Below are 20,480 nucleotides of genomic sequence, written 5' to 3'. Positions count from 1 at the left end.
CTAGCGCTCGCCGGCCGGCGTGTGCTCGCGCACGCCGAGCAGCACGCCGTCGCGGCCGTCCTCCTCGGTGAGCAGCACCTTGACCGTCTCCCGCAGCGACGTCGGAATGTTCTTGCCGACGTAGTCGGCGCGGATCGGCAGCTCCCGGTGCCCCCGGTCCACCAGGACGGCGAGCTGAACGGCGCGGGGGCGGCCGATGTCGCCCAGCGCGTCGAGCGCGGCCCTGATGGTGCGGCCGGAGAACAGGACGTCGTCCACCAGCACGACGAGGCGTCCGTCGATGCCGTCGCCTGGGATGTCCGTCGGCGCCAGCGCGCGGGCCGGCCGCAGCCGCAGGTCGTCGCGGTACATGGTGATGTCGAGGGAGCCGACGGGTACCGGATGGCCGGTGATGTCCCGCAGCTTGGCGGCGAGCCTGCGGCCGAGGAACACGCCGCGGGTCGGAATGCCGAGAAGCACCACGTCGTCGGCGCCCTTGGCGCGCTCGACGATCTCGTGGGCGATGCGGGTGAGAGCCCGCGCGATGTCCGGCGCCTCCAGGACGGAGCGTGCCGGGGATTCCCTTGCGTCCATACGAAAAGGACCTCCTTCCCCGCCTCACGGGACGGGCCTTAAAGGACGTCTGGCCGATCGGCGCCGAGGATAGCAGGCCGATTGGCACCCTCCGCATTCTCCCAGGTCAGAGGCCCACTCTGCGGCCCCGGCTTGACGGGAGATATCACGCTGCGTAACCTCACAGTGAGTTACGAAGTAGCCGTCCGGGGAGACACATGTCCAGCGAATACGCCAAACAGCTCGGGGCCAAGCTCCGCGCCATCCGCACCCAGCAGGGTCTGTCGCTTCACGGCGTCGAAGAGAAGTCGCAGGGCCGCTGGAAGGCGGTCGTCGTCGGCTCCTACGAGCGCGGCGACCGTGCCGTGACCGTGCAGCGCCTTGCGGAGCTGGCGGACTTCTACGGCGTCCCGGTGCAGGAGCTGCTGCCCGGCTCGACGCCCGGGGGTGCCGCCGAGCCGCCGCCGAAGCTCGTGCTCGACCTGGAGCGCCTGGCCCACGTGCCCAGCGAGAAGGCGGGCCCGCTCCAGCGGTACACCGCGACGATCCAGAGCCAGCGCGGCGACTACAACGGCAAGGTGCTGTCGATCCGGCAGGACGACCTGCGCACCCTGGCCGTGATCTACGACCAGTCGCCGTCCGTCCTGACCGAGCAGCTGATCAGCTGGGGCGTGCTGGGCGCGGACGCGCGCCGGGCGGTGCAGGCCGAGGAAGGCTGACGCCTTCGCCGGTGGATCACCGGCCTGCCGGGGCGGGCGGACCCGCCCCGGCAGTCCACGGCGGTCTAGCGGCGGAGCGTGGGCTTGAGGTCCTTCAGACGGCCGAGCAGGCCGTTGACGAAGGACGGGGAGTCGTCCGTGGAAAACTCCTTGGCAAGCTGCACCGCCTCGTCCAGCACGACGGCGTCGGGCGTGCCGTCCTGCCAGATCAACTCGAAGGTGCTCAGCCGCAGGATATTGCGGTCCACGACCGGCATGCGGTCCAGCGGCCAGCTCACGGTGTACTGCGTGATCAGCTCGTCGATGCGCTCCGCATGTGCGGCGAAGCCCTCGACCAGCTCCCGGGTGTACTCGCTGACCGGCGGCTGCCGGTCGTCGGTCCGGGCGAGCCGCACCCAGTCCGCGAGGACGTCGACCGGCGGGACGCCGCGTTGATCGGCCTCGAAGAGGATCTGGAGGGCACGCTTGCGGGCCTTGCTGCGGGCAGCCACGGTTAGCTGTTCACCCGGCCAAGGTATTCGCCGGAGCGGGTGTCGACCTTGATCTTCTCGCCGGTCGTGATGAAGAGCGGCACGCCGATCTCGTAGCCGGTCTCCAGCCTGGCCGGCTTGGTGCCACCGGTGGAGCGGTCGCCCTGGACGCCCGGCTCCGTGTACTCGATGACCAGCTCGACCGCCGCGGGAAGCTCCACGAACAGCGGATTCTCCTCGTAGATGGCGACCGTGCAGTCCTGGCCCTCCAGGAGGTAGTTGGCCGCCTCGCCCACGGTCTCCGGGTTGACGTACAGCTGGTCGTACGTCTGGGTGTCCATGAAGACGAAGTCGCTGCCGTCCTTGTAGGAGAACTGCATACCGCGTCGGTCCACGGTCGCCGTGTCGACCTTGGTGCCGGCGTTGAAGGTCCGGTCGACCACCTTGCCGGAGAGTACGTTCTTGAGCTTGGTGCGCACGAATGCGCCGCCCTTGCCGGGCTTCACATGCTGGAACTCGACAACGGACCACAGCTGGCCCCCGTCGAGCTTGAGCACCATGCCGTTCTTGAGGTCGTTCGTGGTGGCCACGGTCGCGGAATCTCCTACCGAATGCTGCTTGAGGTGACCGCGGTTTCCTCGCGCGACCCCCTGGCAGGGCCTAGAGGGCGAGGAGCTCCTTGGTCGTGATGGTGAGTAGCTCGGGTCCGCCGTCCGCCGGTGAGCGGACGACGAGCGTATCGTCGATCCGGACACCGCCCCGGCCTGGAAGATGGACTCCCGGCTCGACGGTGACCGGAACGCAAGGGCCCAGTCTACCCATGGCCGCCGGCGCCAACTGAGGGTCCTCCCCGATTTCCAGCCCCACCCCGTGCCCCGTGACGGGCCCGAGCGATCTGCCGTGCCCTGCGGCGTCCAGCACGTCCCGCGCCGCCCGGTCCACCGACCGGTACTCCGCCCCGGGCGCCAGCGCCTCCCGGGCCGCCCGCTGGGCTGCGAAGACCACCTCGTAGAGCTCGATCTGCCAGTCCGCCGGGCTCGTTCCGATGACGAACGTCCGCCCGATCTGACAGCGGTAGCCGCGGAAACGGGCCCCCAGGCAGACGGTGAGGAAATCGCCCTCCTCCACGCGCCGGTCGGTCGGCCGGTGCCCGGCAAGACCGGAGTGGCTGCCCGTCGCCACCGAGGTGGGGAACGCCGGACCGTCCGCGCCGTGGTCCACCAAGCGCCGTTCCAGCTCAAGGGCGAGATGGCGCTCGGTCCGGCCGACGAGGATCGACTCCAGCAGCTCCCCCAGCGCCCGGTCGGTGATCTCCGCCGCGGACCGCAGGGCCGCGATCTCGTCCTCGTCCTTCACCAGCCGCTGCCGCTCCACCGCGCAGTCCAGGTCGTTCAGCACCAGGTCGGGGACCACCGCGGCCACGGCACGGTGCCTGGCCACCGTCAGGTGGTGCTCCTCGACGGACAGCGCCGCCGCGCCGTCCCGCGCCGCCTGCGCGGCGGCGGTCACCGCCGGGTCGACATCCGCGCCGAGGGCCACGCTGCGCAGCCCGTCGTCGCCCGCCGGGCGCGGACCGGCCGGATCGCCCGCCGGATTCCAGTGGGCGAACAGCACGTCGGCGCCGGAGTGGCCCACGAGCAGCACGGCTCCCGCCGGCGCCGGGCCCGCCAGATAGCGGACGTTGGCCGACCGGGACACCAGGGCGGCCTCGGCACCCGCCGACGCACGGCGGGCCCGCAGCCGCGACCGTCTGGCCGCGTGTACCTCGGACATGGGTCGAGCCTACGCAGGGCCGGTGCCCTTCGCCCGCCTGAGCGCGTCCGGATGAGCGGTCACCACTGCGGCGGGCTCATCAGGCTGCGCGCCACCGCGTCGTCCAGCATGCGGGCGGTGGTGGCCACGTCGTGCCGGGAATTGTCGATGATCGGCAGTCCGGAGCCGTACCACCCGGCCATCCGGCCATGGATGGTGGCCACCTCCTCGTCGGAGAGGCGGCGGGTGCCGGAACGCGCCGCGTTCCGCTCCAGGACGACGTCGAGCCCCGGCAGCAGCACGATCGGGATGAGGCCGGGGCCGACATGCCGCTTCCACCCGCCGAGGCCGACCGCGGGCCGGTCGGGGAAGACGGCGTCGTCCAGGATGCAGGAGATGCCGTTGGCCAGATAGTTCCGCGCGGCGAAGCCGCAGGTCCTGCGGGCCAGCCGGTACTGGGCCTCGGAGCGGTCGTCCCACCCGGAACGGGGATCGGCGAAGCCCGACCTGACCCACTCCCGGACGTCGTCGAGGCTGATGTGGGCCGTCGGCACCGGCCTGCGCTCGGCCCAGAACCTGGCGACCGTGGTCTTGCCCGCGCCGGCCGGCCCGATCAGCAGCACGGCCACGCCGACGTGGGTGACGTCGGGCCGCACGGTCCCGGTGGCGGGGGACGGCGCGGGCACCATGCTGTCGGCAGGCAGTTGAAGGGAGCTGGCCGTCCCGCCGTCGAGCGGGGCTGGGGGTGGCACAGGCATCCCGCCGGACTGTTGCATCCGCTCCCCACCTACGTCGTCTCCGCACGGCACACGGGCACGTGCATCCCTTCGGACCAGACACACCGTACCCGGTGGTACCGGCTTCGGGGTGAACGTGCGGCGCTGCCGGGAAGTGCCGCACGCACGCCTCAGCCGGCCAACTCCTCGGCCAGCGCCCGCAGGGCCAGCAGATACGAGCCGATCCCGAATCCCGCGACCGTTCCGCTGGCCACGGAGGCGATCACCGAGGTGTGACGAAACTCCTCCCTGCGGTACGGGTTGGAGATGTGCACCTCGATCAGGGGGGCCGTCCGCTGGGCGGCGGCGTCCCGCAGGCCATACGAATAGTGCGTGAACGCACCGGGGTTGAGCACCACGGGCACGGCCCCGTCCGCCGCCTCGTGCAGCCAGCGGATCAGCTCGCCCTCGTCATTGGTCTCCCTGACCTCGACGGCGAGGTCCAGCTCCTTGCCGAGCGCGGTGCACCGTTCGACGAGCCCCGTGTAGGAGGTCGAGCCGTACACGTCCGGCTCGCGGGAGCCCAGGCGCCCGAGGTTGGGCCCGTTCAGCACCAGGACCGGGCGGCTCATGCGGCGATCTCCGCGTGTGCGGCCAGCAGCATCGCCGGATCGGGGCTCTCCAGGACCGTCGGCCGTGCCAGCCCGTCCAGCACGATGAAACGGAGCCGGTTGCCACGGGACTTCTTGTCGATGCGCATGGTCTCGAGCAGCCGCGGCCACTGGTCCCCGCGGTAGGTGACCGGCAGGCCGACGGAGGCCAGCACCGCCCGGTGCCGGTCGGCGGTCGCGTCGTCGAGGCGGCCCGCGATACGGCCGAGCTCGGCCGCGAAGACCATGCCGACCGATACGGCGGCGCCGTGCCGCCACTGGTACCGCTCGTTCTTCTCGATCGCGTGGGCCAGCGTGTGCCCGTAGTTGAGGATCTCGCGCAGCCCCGACTCCTTCAGGTCGGTGGCCACCACCTCGGCCTTGACGCGGATGGCGCGCTCGACCAGCTCGGCCGTGTGCGGCCCGCGCGGCCCGCGGGCGCCCTCGGGGTCGGACTCGACGAGGTCCAGGATGACCGGGTCGGAGATGAAGCCGGCCTTGATCACCTCGGCGAGCCCGGACACGTAGTCGTGCACCGGGAGCGAGTCCAGCGCCGCCAGGTCGCACAGCACCCCGGCGGGCGGGTGGAAGGCGCCCACCAGGTTCTTGCCCTCGGCGGTGTTGATCCCGGTCTTGCCGCCGACCGCCGCGTCCACCATGCCGAGCACGGTGGTGGGCAGGGCGATCCAGCGCACGCCGCGCAGCCAGGTGGCCGCGACGAAGCCGGCGAGATCGGTGGCCGCGCCGCCGCCGAGGCCGACGATCACGTCGGTGCGGGTGAAACCGCTCTGTCCCAGGGCCGTCCAGCAGTAGGCGGCGACCTCGGCGGTCTTCGCCTTTTCCGCGTTGGGCAGCTGAACGGCGATGGTCTCGTACCCCTGCTCCGCCAGGTCCTTGCGCACCGCCTCTCCCGACTCGGCGAGCGCCTCGGGGTGCAGCACCGCCACCCGCTGCGCCGCCGTGCCGATGAGCTGCGGAAGCTCGCCCAGCAGGCGGTGACCGACCAGCACGTCGTAGGGCGCGGTGCCCGCGCTGCCGCCCACGGTGATCCGGGTGGGCGCGTCGGTGGGTGGGTCCTTCGGGGAGATGGTCATGCGGTCTTGAGCTCCAATGCGTCAAGGACGGCCCGGGCGACCTCGTCCGGCGTGCGCTCCGCGGTCTGCACGACCGCGCGGGCCACCTCGGTGTAGAACGGGCGGCGCTCCTCCATCAGCACCCGCCACCGCTGCCTGGGATTGACGGCGAGCAGCGGGCGGGGAACGTCGAGGCCGACGCGGCGGACGGCCTCGGCGAGCGCCACGTCGAGGAAGACCACGGGCAGCCCGGCGAGCAGCGCGCGGGTCTCCGGGTCCATGATGGCCCCGCCGCCCAGCGAGACGACGCCGTCGTGCCCGGTGACGGCGGCGCGCACGGCGGCGGCCTCCAGCTCGCGGAACCGCGGCTCGCCGTCCTCCACGAAGATGTCGGGAATCGGCTTGCCCGCGGTCGCCTCGATATCGGTGTCCGTGTCGCGGACGGTGCAGCCGAGCCGCCGCGCGAGCACCGCGCCGACGGTCGACTTGCCCGACCCCGGGGGCCCCACCAGCACAACGGCGGGGCCGTGCGCCCCCCGCCCGGCCCCGGTGCCGCTCACCGGATCTCCAGGTTGTCGAGGAACCCGGTCACGTTCCGCCGGGTCTCGGCCACGCTGTCCCCGCCGAACTTCTCGGCGACGGCGTCCGCGAGCACCAGCGCGACCATGGCCTCCGCGACGATGCCGGCGGCGGGAACGGCACAGACGTCGGACCGCTGGTGGTGCGCGCTGGTGGCCTCCCCGGTGGCGATATCCACCGTGGCCAGCGCGCGGGGCACCGTGGCGATGGGCTTCATCGCGGCCCGCACGCGCAGCACTTCGCCGGTGGACAGGCCGCCCTCGGTGCCGCCGGCACGGCCGCTCGCGCGGCGGATGCCGTCCTCGCCGCGCACGATCTCGTCGTGCGCCTTCGACCCCGGCACCCGGGCCAGCCCGAAGCCGTCGCCGAGCTCCACGCCCTTGATGGCCTGAATGCCCATCAGGGCGCCCGCGAGGCGGGCGTCCAGGCGCCGGTCCCAGTGCACGTGGGAGCCGAGCCCGACCGGCAGGCCGTAGGCGAGGACCTCGACCACGCCGCCGAGGGTGTCGCCGTCCCGGTGGGCCTGGTCGATCTCGGCGACCATCGCCTTGGAGGCGTCGGCGTCCAGGCAGCGCACCGGGTCCTCGTCGAGCCGCGCGGTGTCCGTCAGCCGCGGGAGCACGCCGTGCGGGGCGCGCGCCCCGCCCAGCTCCACCACGTGGGAGACGATCTCGACGCCCGCGGTCTCCCTGAGGTAGGACCTGGCGACCGTGCCGAGGGCCACCCGGGCCGCGGTCTCGCGCGCGGAGGCCCGTTCCAGGATGGGACGAGCGTCGTTCACGCCGTACTTCTGCATGCCGGCGAGGTCGGCGTGCCCCGGGCGCGGGCGCGTCAGCGGGGCGTTGCGGGCGAGCTCCGCCAGCTCCTCCGGGTCGACGGGGTCGGCCGCCATGACCTTCTCCCACTTCGGCCACTCGGTGTTGCCGACCATGACGGCCACCGGCGAGCCGAGCGTGAGCCCGTGCCGGACGCCGCCGATGAACGTAACCTCGTCGCGTTCGAACTTCATCCGCGCACCGCGGCCGTAGCCGAGCCGCCGACGGGCCAGGGCGTCCGCAACCATCTCGGTGGTGACGGGCACCCCGGAGGGCAGCCCCTCCAGGGTGGCCACCAGGGCGGGACCGTGCGACTCTCCCGCCGTCAGCCAGCGCAGCCTGCTCAACGGTGCTCCTTAGGAATTCGCGCCTGTGGGACCTCTCACCGTTGATCCTCCCACGCCCGCCGCACGGGACTCCTTTTGGTGTGGTGCGGGCCGCACCGGGGGGCGCTCAGCGGCTGGTGAGCGCCGCCTGCCCGGCGGCGCGCATCTGCTTCAGCGGCGCCGGCGCGATACCCGTCATGGCCTCCACCTGGAGGACGGCCTGGTGCACGAGGAGGTCGAGACCACCGACGACCTCACCGCCGCGGGCCGCCCAGGCTGCGGCCAGGGCCGTGGGCCAGGGCTCGTAGAGCACGTCGAACAGGGTGCCGGGCGCGCCGGGCACCGCCGCGGCCAGCGCGTCGGTCGCGCCCGCGGGGGTGGTGGCGATCACCAGCGGGGCCTCGAAGGCCCGCGCCGCCTCCTCCCAGCTGCCGGTCCTCACCCGCACCCCGAGCCGTTCGCCCCAGCCGCGCATCTCGGCGGCCCGCTCCGGGCTCCGCACGTAGGCGGCGACCTCGCCGTCGCAGATCTGCGCCAGCGCGGCGAGCGCCGAGGAGGCGGTGGCGCCCGCGCCCAGCACCGCCGCGCCCGCCACGCGCGTCACCCCGCGTTCGCGCAGGGCCTCGACCATGCCGGGGACATCGGTGTTGTCGCCCAGGCGACGGCCGTCCGCGGCGAACGTCACCGTGTTGACGGCTCCCACGGAGGCGGCGGTGTCGCCGATCTCGTCGAGCAGCGGGATCACCGCGCGCTTCAGCGGCATGGTGAGGGAGAGGCCGGCCCAGTCGGACCCGAGATCCGCGACGAAGCCGGGCAGTGCCTGCTCATCGACCTCGAACCGCCCGTAGGACCACGTGTCCAGGCCGAGCGCCCGGTACGCGGCCCGGTGCAGCACCGGCGAGAGCGAGTGGTCGATGGGCGAACCGAGTACCGCGGCGCGCCGCCCCGCGGGAGTGTGCTCCGTCATTCGCCCTCCTGCTGGGCCGCGTTGAAGTCCTCGACGTTCCGCAGGTGTTCCTGGTAGTCGTCCGTGAAACGGGTGTCGCCCTCGCGCACCGTGACGAAGTACAGCCAGGGTCCGTCGGCCGGGTTGAGTGCCGCCTCGATGGCCTCGTGCCCGGGGTTGTCGATGGGGCCCGGCGGCAGCCCGAACTCGACGTACGTGTTGTACGGCGAGTCGTACTCCGTGTCCTCGATGGTGGTTTGCAGCTCGGAGCGGCCCATGGCGTAGTTGATGGTGGAGTCGAACTCAAGCCGCGTGTTGTCGTCCAGCCGGTTGTGGATGACCCGGGAGACCCGGACGAACTCCTCGTCCGACTGCCCCTCCGCCTCGATCAGTGAGGCGATGATCAGCACCTCCCGCGGGGTGAAGCCGATCTCCGCGGCCTGGCTCTCCAGGTCGACCTGGGTGAACTCGGCCTCCGCCCGGTCCACCATCGCCCGCAGCACGTCCTCGGGCGCGGTGTCCGCGCCCACGTCGTAGCGCGCGGGGAAGAGGAACCCCTCCGGATCGCCCTCCGCCCAGTCCGGCAGCCCGAGATCGGCGTTCTCGGCGGCCTCGGCGGTGGTGCCCTCCGCCAGGCCGAGGTACTCGTCGATCATGGTGTAGATCTGCGTGGCGCGGCGGCCCTCGGGGATGATGAGCGCGCTGATGGCCGCCGGGTCGAGCAGCAGCTCGACGGCGGACTCGGCCGACATCTGCTCCCGCAGCACGTAGACGCCCGCCTGGATCAGCTGGCCGTCCGCACCGGCCGCCTCGACGAACGCATCGTGGCTGCGGACGACGTCCGCCTCGCGCAGGAGGTTCGCCATGTCGGAGACCGTGGCGCCGTCGGGGATCGTCACCTGCACCTCGCCGGTGCCCTCACCCGCGTAGTCGGGCGCCGGGGCGAACCGGTCCTGGTAGAACTGGTAGCCGAAGTAACCGGCGCCGCCCACGCCGCCGACGACGAGCAGGACCGCGACCATGCAGCCGCGGCCGCGCCGCTTTTTCTGCCGGTCGCCGCGGCGCCCGGAGCGCCGGCCGGAGTCCTCGGGGCTGCCGTCGTCCTCGTCCTCGTCGCGGCCGAAGAAGTCCAGCTCCCCCTGGTCGGGGCCCGGGTCCCACCCGGTCTCCGGATCGGGACCCGGCTGCCGCCCGCGGCCGGCCGGCGGCGCCCCGTCCGGGGCCTGCATGCCGGCCTGCTGCCCGTACGGCGCCTGCCCGCCCTGCTGCGCCATCGCATCGTGCTGCTGATGATGCTGATGCTGGTCGTGCCCGGCGTACTCCCCGTGGCGCGGGGACTGCGGGTGCGGGTCGAGCCCCGGATGCTGCGCGTACTGCTGCTCCGGGTACTGCTGGTCGCCGTACTGCTGCTGGTCCCCGTACTGCTGCTGGTCCCCATACTGCTGCCCGGGGTACTGCTGCTGCTCCGGGTACTGCTGGCCGACGCCGTAGCCCCCCTGGTACTCGCCGGTTCCGTAATCGGCACCCTGGTGCCCTGCCGGGGGATAGGCGCCCTGCGCATAGTGCCCGCCCGTGGTGTCCCAGCCGCCGCCCTGATCGGCGTACTGCTGCGGCGGGTAGTACGCCTGCTGCTGCGCGTCGTACTGCTGCTCCCACGAGCCCTGTTGCGCAGGCTGGCTCCCTGCCCCCTCCTGCCCGTCGGACCAGTTCTGATCCGCATGGTGCGGGTCATCGGGGTACCACGGTTCGGAGCCGGGATTCCGGCCATAGTCAGTCATCGAACCCCTTGTCATGCAAGGCGGCAGCCGGTCCCCCGCGGTCCGCACGGCTGCCCTGTCGCGCGGAACGTTACCGTATCGCGATCAGACAACCACTTCGACGCACTGCCCCGGCGGCCGTCCCGCGGTGCGCTCGGTTTCGAGCGCGGCCTGCAAGATCACGACGGCGGCGGCCTGATCGATCCGGGGCCTGCCCTTCTTGGCCGAGACCCCGGAGGCCCGCATGCCGCGGGCGGCGCTGACGGTGCTCATCCGTTCGTCCACCAGCCGGACGGGCACCGGTGCGATCCGGCGCGCGAGGCGCTCGGCGAACGCCCGGACCCGCGCCGCCGCCGGGCCCTCGCCGCCGCCGAGCGACCGCGGGAGCCCGACCAGCACCTCAAGGGGCTCGTACTCGGCGACCAGCTCTGCCAGCCGCCGCTGCGCCGCCGCGGCATCACGGCCCGGCACCGTCTCGACCGGAGTGGCGATCAGGCCGTCGGGGTCGCAGCTCGCCACCCCGATCCTGGCCTCCCCCACGTCGACGGCAAGCCGCCTGCCGCGCCGCATCAGGCGACGTCCGCGACCTGGCGCTCGACCGCGGCCAGCGCCTCGTCGATGGCCGCCGGGTCCTGCCCGCCGCCCTGGGCGACGTCCGGCTTCCCGCCGCCGCCACCACCGAGCGCCTTCGCGGCGGTGCGCACCAGGTCACCGGCCTTCAGACCGCGTTCCCTCGCCGCCTCGTTGGTGGCCACGACCGTCAGCGGGCGGTCCTTGACCACGGTGAACAGCGCGACCACGGCGGCGCGGTCGCCCCGCATCCGGCCGCGCACGTCCAGCACGAGCCGCCGCAGGTCGTCGGCCGTCGTGCCGTCGGGCACCCGGCCGGTGGCGAGCGCCACGCCGCGCACGTCGCGCGCCCCCTCCGCGAGCGCGCCCGCGGCCTGGAGGACCTTCTCCGCGCGGAAGCGCTCGATCTCCTTCTCCGCCTCCTTCAGCCGGGACAGCACTCCGGAGATCCGCTCGGGCAGCTCCTCGGGGCGTCCCTTCACCAGCTCGGTCAGCTGCGCCACCACGGCGTGCTCACGGGCGAGGAAACGGTAGGCATCGGCGCCGACCAGCGCCTCGACGCGGCGCACGCCCGAGCCGATCGAGGACTCGCCGAGCAGCTTGACGAGGCCGAGCTGCGCGGTGTTGTGCACGTGGGTGCCGCCGCACAGCTCCTTGGAGTAGTCGCCGATGGTCACCACCCGCACCCGGTCGCCGTACTTCTCGCCGAACTCGGCGATGGCGCCCTGCTTCCTGGCCTCGTCCATCGACATCACCTCGGCCGTGACGTCGAGTTCGCGGGACAGTACCTCGTTGATTTTCTGCTCGACGTCGCTGAGCACCGTGCCCGGCACCGCGGCCGGCGAGCCGAAGTCGAACCGGAAGCGGCCCGGCGAGTTCTCCGAGCCGGCCTGCGCCGCGGTGGGCCCCAGGGCGTCGCGCAGCGCCTGGTGCGTGAGGTGGGTGGCGCTGTGGGCGCGGGCGATGGCGCGGCGGCGCCCGATGTCGATGTGGCAGTACGCGCCGGCGCCGACGGTGACCTCGCCGACTTGGACCTCGCCCTTGTGAACGGTGACGCCGGGCACCGGCTGCTGGACGTCCCTGACCTCCACGACGGCACCCGAGTCGAGGCGGATGCGCCCGGTGTCGGCGAGCTGGCCGCCGCCCTCGGCGTAGAACGGGGTCCGGTCCAGCACGACCTCGACCTCGTCGCCCTCGTGCGCGGCGGGCGCCGAGACACCGTCGACCAGGAGCCCGACCACGGTCGACTCGCCGTCCGTGCGCGTGTAGCCGACGAACTCGGTGACCCCGGAGGCGTCGGCGACCTGACGGTAGGCGGACAGGTCGGCGTGGCCCTGCTTCTTGGCCCTGGCGTCGGCCTTGGCCCGTTCGCGCTGCTCCTTCATCAGCCGCCTGAAGCCCGTCTCGTCCACCGAGAGACCGGCCTCCGCGGCCATTTCGAGCGTCAGGTCGATCGGGAAGCCCCAGGTGTCGTGCAGCAGGAACGCCTTCTCCCCGGCCAGCATGCTGCCACCGCCGGCCCTGGTCTCGGTGACGGCGGAGTCGAAGATGTTGGTCCCGGCGCGCAATGTCTTCAGGAACGCCGCCTCTTCGGCCAGCGCGACCGTTTCGATGCGTCCGCGCTCGGTCAGCAGCTCGGGGTACTGCTCCCCCATCGTGGTCAGCACCACGTCGACCAGCTCGCCGACGACGGGACGGTCCGCGCCGAGAATCCGCATGTTGCGGATGGCGCGGCGCATGATGCGCCGCAGCACGTAGCCGCGGCCCTCGTTGCCGGGGGTGACGCCGTCGCCGATCAGCATGACGGAGGTGCGCATGTGGTCGGCGACCACGCGCAGCGCGACGTCGGAGCCGTCGGCCTCGCCGTACCGCACGCCGGTCAGCTCGCCGGCCTTGTCGATGACGACGCGCAGGGTGTCGGTCTCGTACATGTTCTGTACGCCCTGGAGGATCATCGCCAGGCGTTCGAGACCGAGTCCCGTGTCAATGTTCTTGGCGGGCAGCTCGCCGAGGATCGGGAAGTCGTCCTTGCCCTCGCCCGGGCCCCGCTCGAACTGCATGAAGACCAGGTTCCAGATCTCCACGTAGCGCTCGTCGTTGACGGCGGGGCCGCCCTCGGGGCCGAACTCGGGGCCGCGGTCGTAGTTGATCTCGGAACAGGGCCCGCAGGGGCCTGGCACGCCCATCGACCAGAAGTTGGGGCCCATGCCCAGGCGCTGGATGCGCTCGGCGGGCACGCCGACGACGTCCCGCCAGATGCGCTCGGCCTCGTCGTCCTGCTCGTAGACGGTGATCCACAGCCGCTCCGGGTCGAGACCGTAGCTCCCCTCGGCGACCGGGCCGGTCAGCAGCTCCCAGGCGAGCGTGATCGCGCCTTCCTTGAAGTAGTCACCGAAGGAGAAGTTGCCGCACATCTGGAAGAACGTGCCGTGCCTGGTGGTCTTGCCGACCTCTTCGATATCCGGGGTCCGCACGCACTTCTGCACGCTGACGGCGCGCGGGTAGGGCGGGGTGACCTCGCCGAGGAAGTACGGCTTGAACGGCACCATGCCGGCGGGAACGAGCAGCAGCGTGGGGTCGTCCGCGATCAGCGACGCCGAGGGCACGACGGTGTGCCCGCGCTTCTCGAAGAAGCTCAGCCAGCGACGGCGGATTTCAGCCGACTCCATCAGTGATCCTCTTTTCCGGTCGTTCCGGTGGTTCCGGTGGTGTCTGCGGCCGGGACGGTCCCGGCTCCGCGGGCGGATGGTGGCAGGAGGGCGGGCGGCGCGGTCCCGCTGCCGACGCCGAGCGCGTCGTTCAGCTCCTCCTCGCGCCTGGCCATGCCCGTCCTGACGTCGATCGCGAACCCGCGCACGCGGTGGCCCGCCGCCACGGCGCGGTCGGCGGCCCGGACGGCGAGGCTGTCGGGCGCGAGTGCGCGCAGCCTGCGCTGGACCCGGGTGGTGGCCCAGACCCCGGCTGCGGCGCCGGTGGTGAACCAGAAGGCGCGGCGGATCATGGCCGGTATCAGTCCTTTCGCGGGGAACGGCGCCGGGGGACCGGGATCGTCCTGACGGCCGGCTCGCTTCCGGCAGGCGGCCCGCCGCCGCGGCGGCGCAGCGCCTGCCGCACGCCGTAGCCGAAGGCGGCCACCTTCACCAGCGGCCCGCCGAAGGTGGAGGCGACGGTGCCGGAGAGGGCCGAGGCGTTGGCCGCGACGTCCTGCACGTCGGAGGCGATGGTCTCCACCCGGTCCAGCTGGGCCTGCGCGGACTTCACGGTCCTGGACGCCTCGCCGAGCAGCGGAACGGCGTGCTCCGTCACATCCGTCACCAGCTTGGTCGCGGCCCTGAGCGTCTGGGCCAGCCGGACCAGCGCCACGGCGAGGAACGAGACCAGGATGGCCCAGAAGACGGCCACGAGGAGGCCGGCCACCTCTCCACCGGACACAAGCGCACCGCTTCCCTCGGACGGGTACTTTCTGACAGCTGCCGTTCGGCCGCCGTGCGCCAGGGCGGCGGCCCCGTGGGCAGGCCGACGGCAGGTCCCGACCCTATCGCGCCCGGCCCCCGCGCTCGTACCGCAATCACCCGCGGCCGCCAAGGCCGGGCGGCCGCAATTGTACGTTCTGCATACCCCCCAGTACGCTCCGTGTCCATGCGAGGCTTTCAGGGAACAGGGCCCGGGGCCCGGGAGAATTCGGGGCGCGGCCGCAGGTCGGGCAATCTGCCCGCCGAGCTCACGCGGTTCATCGGCCGGGACGTCGAAGTGGGCGTTCTCGTTCGGAAGTTGACGGTGTCACGGCTGGTGACGGTGACCGGGGTCGGCGGTGTCGGAAAATCGCGGTGCGCGGTGCAGGCCGCCCGACAGGTGCAGGAACGCTTCTGCGACGGTGTCTGGCTGGTCGAGCTGGCCACGGTGCGCGACGCCGAACTGCTGGACCACGCCGTCGTGGACGCGCTCGGGCTGACCGACCACACCGGCCGGCCGCCGCGCACGGTGCTCACCGAACGGCTGGCCGACCGCCGCCTGCTGCTCGTCCTCGACGGTTTCGAGCACCTCGTCGAGCCGTCCGCCGAGCTGGTGCACGACCTGCTGCGCCGGGCTCCCGGACTGCGGGTCCTGGCCACCGGCCGCCGCCCGCTCGGCGTGGCAGGCGAACGCCTCTACCCGCTCCCGCCGCTGGCGGCCCCCGTACCGGGCACGGGTGCGGCCAGCTCCCACGCACCCCTGAGCGAGGCCGCCTGGCTGTTTGCCGACCGGGCCGCCGCGGTACTGCCGGGCTTCGCCATCGACGAGCACAATCACAAGGTCGTCGCCGAGCTGTGCCACCGGCTCGACGGCATCCCGCTCGCCCTCGAACTGGCCGCGGGGCGGCTGCGGACGCTCTCCCTCGACCAGACGCTGCACCGGCTCGGCGACCGGTTCCGGCTGCTGGTCGGCGGCAGCAGGGACGCGCCGCCGCATCACCAGACGCTGCGCACGGCGATCGGCTGGAGCCACGAGCTGTGCACCCCGGCGCAACGGCTGCTGTGGGCGCGGCTGTCCGTCTTCGCCGGGCACTTCGACCTGGAGGCCGCCGAGTACGTCTGCTCGGGACCGGACCTGCCCGCGGAGGACGTGCTCGACGTGCTGACCGAGCTGGTCGCGCAGTCCGTCGTGAGCCGCGAGGACGCCGCCTCCGGGGTGCGCTACCGGCTGCTGGAGACGCTGCGGGCATACGGCGCCGACTGGCTGGCGGCCACCGGCGACAGCGACCGGCTGCGGCGCAGGCACCGCGACTGGTGCACCGGCCTCGTCACCTGGTGCGAACTGGAGTGGTTCAGCCCGCGGCAGGCCGAGGTGGCTCGGCGCATCGAGGACGAGATGCCGAATCTGCGCGCGGCGCTGGAGTTCGCGCTGGACGAGAAGGACGGGCGCCTCGGCCTCTACCTGGCCGGCACGCTGTGGTTCTGCTGGGTCGGCTGCGGGCGGCTCCGCGAGGGGAGGCACTGGCTGACGCGCGCGCTCCAGCTGGAGACCGACCACGAGGAGACGCGGCTGAAGGCCCTGTGGGTGGCTGGCTACGTCGCCGTTCTCGAGGGCGACACCGTCCGAGCGCTCTCCGCACTGCACGAGTGCCAGGAGGGCGCCGAGCGCACGGGCAACGCGAGGGCCGCCGCCTACGCCGACCACCGCAACGGCTGCCTGGCGCTGATCAGCGACGAGACGCAGCGCGCCGAGCAGCTGCTGCGCGCGGCGCTCGACCGGTTCGAGGAGATCGGTGAGCTGAACAGCGACGTGCTGATGTGCCAGGCACAGCTCGCGATGGCCGTCGCTTTCCAGGGCGATCTGGCCGGCGCGGTGGCGTTGTGCGAGGAGGCCAGGCAGGTGTGCGACGAGCACGGCGAGCGCTGGGCGCGCACCTATGCGCTGTACGTGCTGGGCTTCGCCGCGTGGAGCCAGGGGAACACGGTCGAGGCCAGGCGGCTGATGGAGGCGTCCCTCCCCGTCAGCCACGCCTTCCAGGACCTGGTCGGAACGGTGCTCGCGCTCGAACTGCTCGCGGGTGTCACGGCCACCGAGGGGCACCCGGCGGAGGCGGCGGTGCTCCAGGGCGCCGCGGGGCGGCAGTGGCGGTCGGTGGGGATGCAGCTCTTCGGCTCCGGCTACTTCAACGCGCCGCACATCCAGTGCGAACGGCACCTGCGCCGGGAGCTCGGCGCCGCCAAGTTCCGCGAGTGCATCGGGGAGGGGGAACGGCTCGACGCGGACGCCGCGGTCGCCAGGGCCCTGCGCCGCCGCTTCGCGGACGAGGAACGCGCGGCAGCCGGATACGCGGCGGGCGGGCAGGCGCCGGCCGGCATCGCCCCGGCCGCGGGCGGGCAGGCGCGGGCGAAGGGCGGGTCCCCGGCCGCCCCTCCCCGCCGGGACGGCGGCGAGCACGGGCGGTTCCGCGGGGGTCAGCGTGCGTAGTACTCGACGACCAGCTGCTCGTCGCAGATGACCGGGATCTCGCGGCGGTTGGGGTCGCGGTCGAGGCGGAACGCCAGAGCTTCGAGGTTGACCTGGAGGTAGCGCGGCGTCTCGCCGTCGCCCGCGTAGCCGCCCTCCCTGGCCACGAGGAACGGGTGCTTGACGCGGCTGCGTTCGCGAACGGAGACGATGTCGTCGGGGCGGACGCGGAAGGACGGCTTGTCCACCTTGCGGTCGTTGACCGCGATGTGGCCGTGCACGACCATCTGGCGTGCCTGGTAGATCGTGCGGGCCAGCCCCGAGCGCAGCACCAGGGCGTCCAGGCGGCGTTCGAGCTCGATGATGAGCGCCTCGCCGGTCTTGCTCTCGACCTTGCGGGCACGCTCGTAGGCGCGGACCATCTGGCGCTCGCTGATGTCGTACTGGGCGCGCAGGCGCTGCTTCTCCAGCAGACGGACTTTGTAGTCACTGGTCTGCTTTCGGCCGCGCCCGTGTTCGCCCGGCGGGTAGGGGCGCTTCTCGAAGTACTTGACGGCCTTCGGGGTGAGCGCGATGCCGAGTGCGCGCGACTTCTTGACCTTGGGACGCGACTGGTTCACGTGGAACAGACCTCCATGTAAGTTAGGTGAGCCTTACCTTAGCTGAGGAGTGCGCATGATTCGACCTGGGAGCCCAGCGCCCGGAACAGGACACCGTGATCACAAGGGCCCTCCGTGCCCCGACGAGGAAGCCGGGCAGCCGACCGCCGCCGAGCGGGTGCGCACCCTGCTCGCGTCCAACGCCTCCGCCACCCTGGCGATTCCCGGCGCCGACCAGGAGGAACCCGGCGCCTGGGCGCTCGACTTCCGCGTCGTCGCGCCCTCGGGAGACGTGTATCTGCTGGCCGTCTCCGGCTCGCCGGCCGCGCGGATCGCCGCCCACGCGCTGGCCGATGAGCTGACGGCCGTGATCGAACTCACGGACGTCGCACCCGTCGCCGTGCCCCACCGCATCCGGGGACGCGGCTGGGTGGCCGGCTGGCTGACCACCGCGCGGGGCGCGGAACGGGCCACGGCGATCGGCCTGCTGGCCGAACGGTACCCCGCCCTGGACGCCCTGCCGGGACTGCGGCCGGGCGGCGCGGAACACGAGGACACCGACCCGGTGCTGCGCCTGGAGGTGGGCGAGGCGTTCACCGACGACTTCTGGGGCGCCTGCCACGTGGAGCCGGACGAGTTTGCCGAGGCCGCGCCCGACCCGCTGGCCCGGCACGAGGCCGAGCTGCTTCAGCACCTCGCCGCCGCCCACGAGACCCAACTGCGCTCCCTGTGCACGCTGCTGGGCCGGGGCCCGGCCGACTGCGGCATGGCGTGGCCGGCCGCGGGCGGGCGCGCCGTCCCCTGGGAGGCGGTGACACCGCTCGGCCTCGACCGCTTCGGGCTGCGAGTACGCTTCCGCGCCGGCGAGGCGTGCTTCGACGCGCGTTTCGAATTCCCCGAGCCGGTGCGGGACCTCACCCAACTGCGGCGGGCGATGCGCCAGCTGTTCGAAGCGGCAGGCGCGTGAGCCCGGCGGACGGCCGTCAGCCGCGCGACTCACGGCCGTCCCCCAGCCGCCTCCTGACCCGCTCCAGCACCTCCGCGTACCGGCTTTCCGCCCCGTGCCCGGTGGGCCGGTAGTACCGCTTCCCGTCCACGGCGTCGGGGGCGTACTGCTGGGCCGCGATACCGCCCGGCAGATCGTGCGGGTACTGGTAGCCCGCGCCGTGGCCGAGACGCTTGGCGCCCTGGTAGTGGCTGTCCCGCAGATGGCCGGGGACCGGGCCCGCGAGACCGGCCCTGATGTCCGCCTGCGCCTCGCCGATGGCGACGACCGCGGCATTGGACTTGGGGGCGAGAGCCAGCGCGATGGTCGCGTGGCTGAGGGTGATGGCGGCCTCGGGGAAACCGATCATCGCCACCGCCTGCGCGGCGGCCACGGCCGTCGGCAGCGCGGTCGGGTCGGCCATGCCGATGTCCTCACTGGCCGAAATCATCAGCCGCCTGGCGATGAAACGGGGGTCCTCGCCCGCCTCGACCATGCGCGCGAGGTAGTGGAGCGCCGCGTCCACGTCCGAGCCGCGGATCGACTTGATGAAGGCACTCGCCACGTCGTAGTGCTGATCGCCGTCCTTGTCGTACCGCACCGCCGCGCGGTCCACCGCTTCCTCGAGCGTGCTCAGGGTGATTTCCGCCTCACCCTTGGCCAGGGCGGCCCCCGCACCGGCCTCGAGCGCCGTCAGGGCGCGCCGCGCATCCCCACCGGCGATGCGGAGCAGGTGCTCCTCCGTGTCGTCCGGCACCGCGACCGCACCCGCGAGCCCCTGCTCCTCGGCCACCGCGCGGCGCAGCAGCCCTCGCAGATCGTCCTCGGTCAGCGGCTCGAGCGTCAGCAGCAGGGACCGGGACAGCAGCGGCGAGATCACCGAGAAGTGCGGATTCTCCGTGGTGGCGGCGATCAGGGTGACCCACCGGTTTTCCACGGCGGGCAGCAGGGAGTCCTGCTGTGCCTTGCTGAACCGGTGGATCTCGTCGAGGAAGAGGACCGTGTCCTTGCCGAACGCCCCCGAGGAGCGCCGCGCCCCGTCGATGACGGCACGCACCTCCTTGACCCCCGCGGTGATCGCCGACAGCTCGACGAAGCGCTTATCGGTGGCCTGGCTCACCACGTAGGCCAGGGTGGTCTTGCCGGTGCCCGGCGGCCCCCACAGGATCACCGAGGACGGGCCGGCCGGACCGCCGCCGCCCTCGCCCACCAGGCGGCGCAGCGGCGCCCCGGGCCGCAGCAGGTGCTGCTGGCCCACGACGTCGTCCAGGGTGCGCGGGCGCATCCGAACGGCCAGCGGCCGGGCGGACGGGTCCTTCTCCGCGCGCTCATCGGCGGCGGCAGTGAACAGATCGGGCTCCACGCCACGACCCTAAGCCACCCCACCGACAGCGTGGCCCGGGCAGGTCAGCTGGTCCAGAAGTCCCACCAGCGCGTGAGGATCAGCATGCCGATGATCCCCATGTGCACCGCGGGGATCAGCCAGTGGAACTCGGCCATCGTCCGGCGCACGCCCTCGGGCGCGGGCAGGATACCGTTCCGCACGTTGTGCAGCGTCGTGTACCAGAACATGACGATCGTCGCCGCCCAGGCGAGGCAGCACCACAGGCACAGCGCATTGATCTCGTACAGCGACTGGTACTGGAGCCAGGTGCAGAAGCCGACACCGAACAGCGTGCCGGCCTGGAGGCCCAGCCAGAACCAGCGCCGGTAGGCCGCCCCGGCCAGCAGACCCATGCCGACCGCGATCACCACGCCGTAGGCCACCATGCCGAGCATCGGATTGGGGAAGCCGAAGACCTCCGCCTGCTCGCTCTCCATAATGTTGCCGCAGGAGACGACCGGGTTGAGACTGCACGCGGGCGTGAAGTCCGGGTCCTCGAGCAGGTGGAACTTGTCGAGCACGATGACCCACGAGGCCAGCAGCCCGGCGAAGCCGGTGACCACCAGGGTCAGCGCGAAGGCGCGCCCGGCCCCCACGACCTGCCGCCCGCCATGGGCCACGGGCCCGCCGTCCGTGCGGGCCACGTCCACCGCCGATGCTGCCATCTCGCC

At 72.6% G+C, this 20,480-nt stretch carries 21 protein-coding genes; 3 read left to right on the top strand and 18 right to left on the bottom strand.

Annotated elements, in window-relative coordinates:
• On the bottom strand, positions 1-573 hold the full coding sequence (gene pyrR, locus STBA_RS32350) for a bifunctional pyr operon transcriptional regulator/uracil phosphoribosyltransferase PyrR (RefSeq protein ID WP_077062574.1): 573 nt from the start codon (positions 571-573) through the stop codon (positions 1-3).
• 197 nt (positions 574-770) lie between these two features.
• Here pyrR and bldD point away from each other — a divergent pair, with 197 nt between their 5' ends.
• Complete coding sequence (gene bldD / locus STBA_RS32345) at positions 771-1,271, top strand: transcriptional regulator BldD (protein ID WP_077062573.1); 501 nt, start codon at positions 771-773, stop codon at positions 1,269-1,271.
• Between the two features lie 65 nt (positions 1,272-1,336).
• On the opposite strand, the gene nusB is transcribed toward bldD, so the two are convergent.
• From nusB to STBA_RS32275, 14 genes are all read right to left on the bottom strand, one after another.
• Positions 1,337-1,762, bottom strand: a complete 426-nt coding sequence (gene nusB / locus STBA_RS32340; protein ID WP_077062572.1) for a transcription antitermination factor NusB — start codon at positions 1,760-1,762, stop codon at positions 1,337-1,339.
• Positions 1,763-1,764: 2 nt separating this feature from the next.
• Positions 1,765-2,331 (bottom strand): elongation factor P, encoded by a 567-nt coding sequence (gene efp / locus STBA_RS32335; RefSeq protein WP_077062571.1) that lies wholly within the window; start codon positions 2,329-2,331, stop codon positions 1,765-1,767.
• Positions 2,332-2,401: 70 nt separating this feature from the next.
• A complete protein-coding gene (locus STBA_RS32330; protein WP_077062570.1) occupies positions 2,402-3,514 on the bottom strand; it encodes a M24 family metallopeptidase in 1,113 nt (370 codons plus the stop codon).
• Between the two features lie 59 nt (positions 3,515-3,573).
• Positions 3,574-4,251, bottom strand: a complete 678-nt coding sequence (locus tag STBA_RS32325) for an AAA family ATPase (protein ID WP_077063759.1) — start codon at positions 4,249-4,251, stop codon at positions 3,574-3,576.
• A 149-nt stretch (positions 4,252-4,400) separates the two neighbouring features.
• The gene (gene aroQ / locus STBA_RS32320; protein ID WP_077062569.1) at positions 4,401-4,841 is read right to left on the bottom strand and encodes a type II 3-dehydroquinate dehydratase; all 441 of its coding nucleotides are present in this window, start codon (positions 4,839-4,841) and stop codon (positions 4,401-4,403) included.
• Entirely contained in the window at positions 4,838-5,953 is a 1,116-nt protein-coding gene (gene aroB / locus STBA_RS32315) for a 3-dehydroquinate synthase (RefSeq protein WP_077062568.1), read from the bottom strand. Before aroB ends, aroQ begins: the two co-directional genes overlap by 4 nt.
• A complete protein-coding gene (locus STBA_RS32310) occupies positions 5,950-6,492 on the bottom strand; it encodes a shikimate kinase (protein ID WP_077062567.1) in 543 nt (180 codons plus the stop codon). Before STBA_RS32310 ends, aroB begins: the two co-directional genes overlap by 4 nt.
• Entirely contained in the window at positions 6,489-7,673 is a 1,185-nt protein-coding gene (gene aroC, locus STBA_RS32305) for a chorismate synthase (protein WP_077062566.1), read from the bottom strand. The genes STBA_RS32310 and aroC overlap by 4 nt, the downstream gene beginning before the upstream one ends.
• A 106-nt stretch (positions 7,674-7,779) precedes the next feature.
• The gene (locus STBA_RS32300) at positions 7,780-8,619 is read right to left on the bottom strand and encodes a shikimate dehydrogenase (protein ID WP_077062565.1); all 840 of its coding nucleotides are present in this window, start codon (positions 8,617-8,619) and stop codon (positions 7,780-7,782) included.
• Complete coding sequence (gene mltG / locus STBA_RS32295; protein ID WP_077062564.1) at positions 8,616-10,376, bottom strand: endolytic transglycosylase MltG; 1,761 nt, start codon at positions 10,374-10,376, stop codon at positions 8,616-8,618. The genes STBA_RS32300 and mltG overlap by 4 nt, the downstream gene beginning before the upstream one ends.
• Before the next feature lie 84 nt (positions 10,377-10,460).
• On the bottom strand, positions 10,461-10,925 hold the full coding sequence (gene ruvX, locus STBA_RS32290) for a Holliday junction resolvase RuvX (RefSeq protein WP_077062563.1): 465 nt from the start codon (positions 10,923-10,925) through the stop codon (positions 10,461-10,463).
• Positions 10,925-13,594, bottom strand: coding sequence for an alanine--tRNA ligase (alaS, locus tag STBA_RS32285; protein ID WP_077062562.1), 2,670 nt, complete (start codon positions 13,592-13,594; stop codon positions 10,925-10,927). The genes ruvX and alaS overlap by 1 nt, the downstream gene beginning before the upstream one ends.
• Positions 13,594-13,926 carry a DUF6167 family protein gene (locus STBA_RS32280; protein ID WP_077062561.1) on the bottom strand — a complete coding sequence of 111 codons (333 nt, stop codon included), beginning with the start codon at positions 13,924-13,926 and terminating at the stop codon, positions 13,594-13,596. The genes alaS and STBA_RS32280 overlap by 1 nt, the downstream gene beginning before the upstream one ends.
• Positions 13,927-13,934: 8 nt before the next feature.
• Positions 13,935-14,357, bottom strand: a complete 423-nt coding sequence (locus STBA_RS32275) for a DUF948 domain-containing protein (RefSeq protein WP_077062560.1) — start codon at positions 14,355-14,357, stop codon at positions 13,935-13,937.
• Between the two features lie 207 nt (positions 14,358-14,564).
• Between STBA_RS32275 and STBA_RS32270 the strand changes: the two genes are divergently transcribed.
• On the top strand, positions 14,565-16,862 hold the full coding sequence (locus tag STBA_RS32270; protein WP_077062559.1) for an AAA family ATPase: 2,298 nt from the start codon (positions 14,565-14,567) through the stop codon (positions 16,860-16,862).
• Here the strand turns inward: STBA_RS32270 and rpsD are convergent.
• A complete protein-coding gene (gene rpsD, locus STBA_RS32265) occupies positions 16,850-17,461 on the bottom strand; it encodes a 30S ribosomal protein S4 (protein ID WP_077062558.1) in 612 nt (203 codons plus the stop codon). The genes STBA_RS32270 and rpsD overlap by 13 nt on opposite strands.
• A 55-nt stretch (positions 17,462-17,516) precedes the next feature.
• Between rpsD and STBA_RS32260 the strand changes: the two genes are divergently transcribed.
• On the top strand, positions 17,517-18,407 hold the full coding sequence (locus STBA_RS32260; RefSeq protein WP_107485148.1) for a DUF2470 domain-containing protein: 891 nt from the start codon (positions 17,517-17,519) through the stop codon (positions 18,405-18,407).
• Positions 18,408-18,423: 16 nt separating this feature from the next.
• On the opposite strand, the gene STBA_RS32255 is transcribed toward STBA_RS32260, so the two are convergent.
• Together STBA_RS32255 and STBA_RS32250 are read right to left on the bottom strand one after the other, a co-directional pair.
• On the bottom strand, positions 18,424-19,788 hold the full coding sequence (locus tag STBA_RS32255) for a replication-associated recombination protein A (protein WP_077062556.1): 1,365 nt from the start codon (positions 19,786-19,788) through the stop codon (positions 18,424-18,426).
• Between the two features lie 44 nt (positions 19,789-19,832).
• Positions 19,833-20,474: a vitamin K epoxide reductase family protein gene (locus STBA_RS32250; protein WP_077063758.1), complete on the bottom strand. Its 642-nt coding sequence runs from the start codon at positions 20,472-20,474 to the stop codon at positions 19,833-19,835.
• Positions 20,475-20,480: the final 6 nt, after the last annotated feature.

Origin of the sequence: Streptomyces sp. MP131-18, from assembly GCF_001984575.1 — a bacterium.
Taxonomy (GTDB): Bacteria; Actinomycetota; Actinomycetes; order Streptomycetales; family Streptomycetaceae; genus Streptomyces; species Streptomyces johnsoniae.
This window is presented reverse-complemented; position numbering and strand designations above follow the sequence as displayed.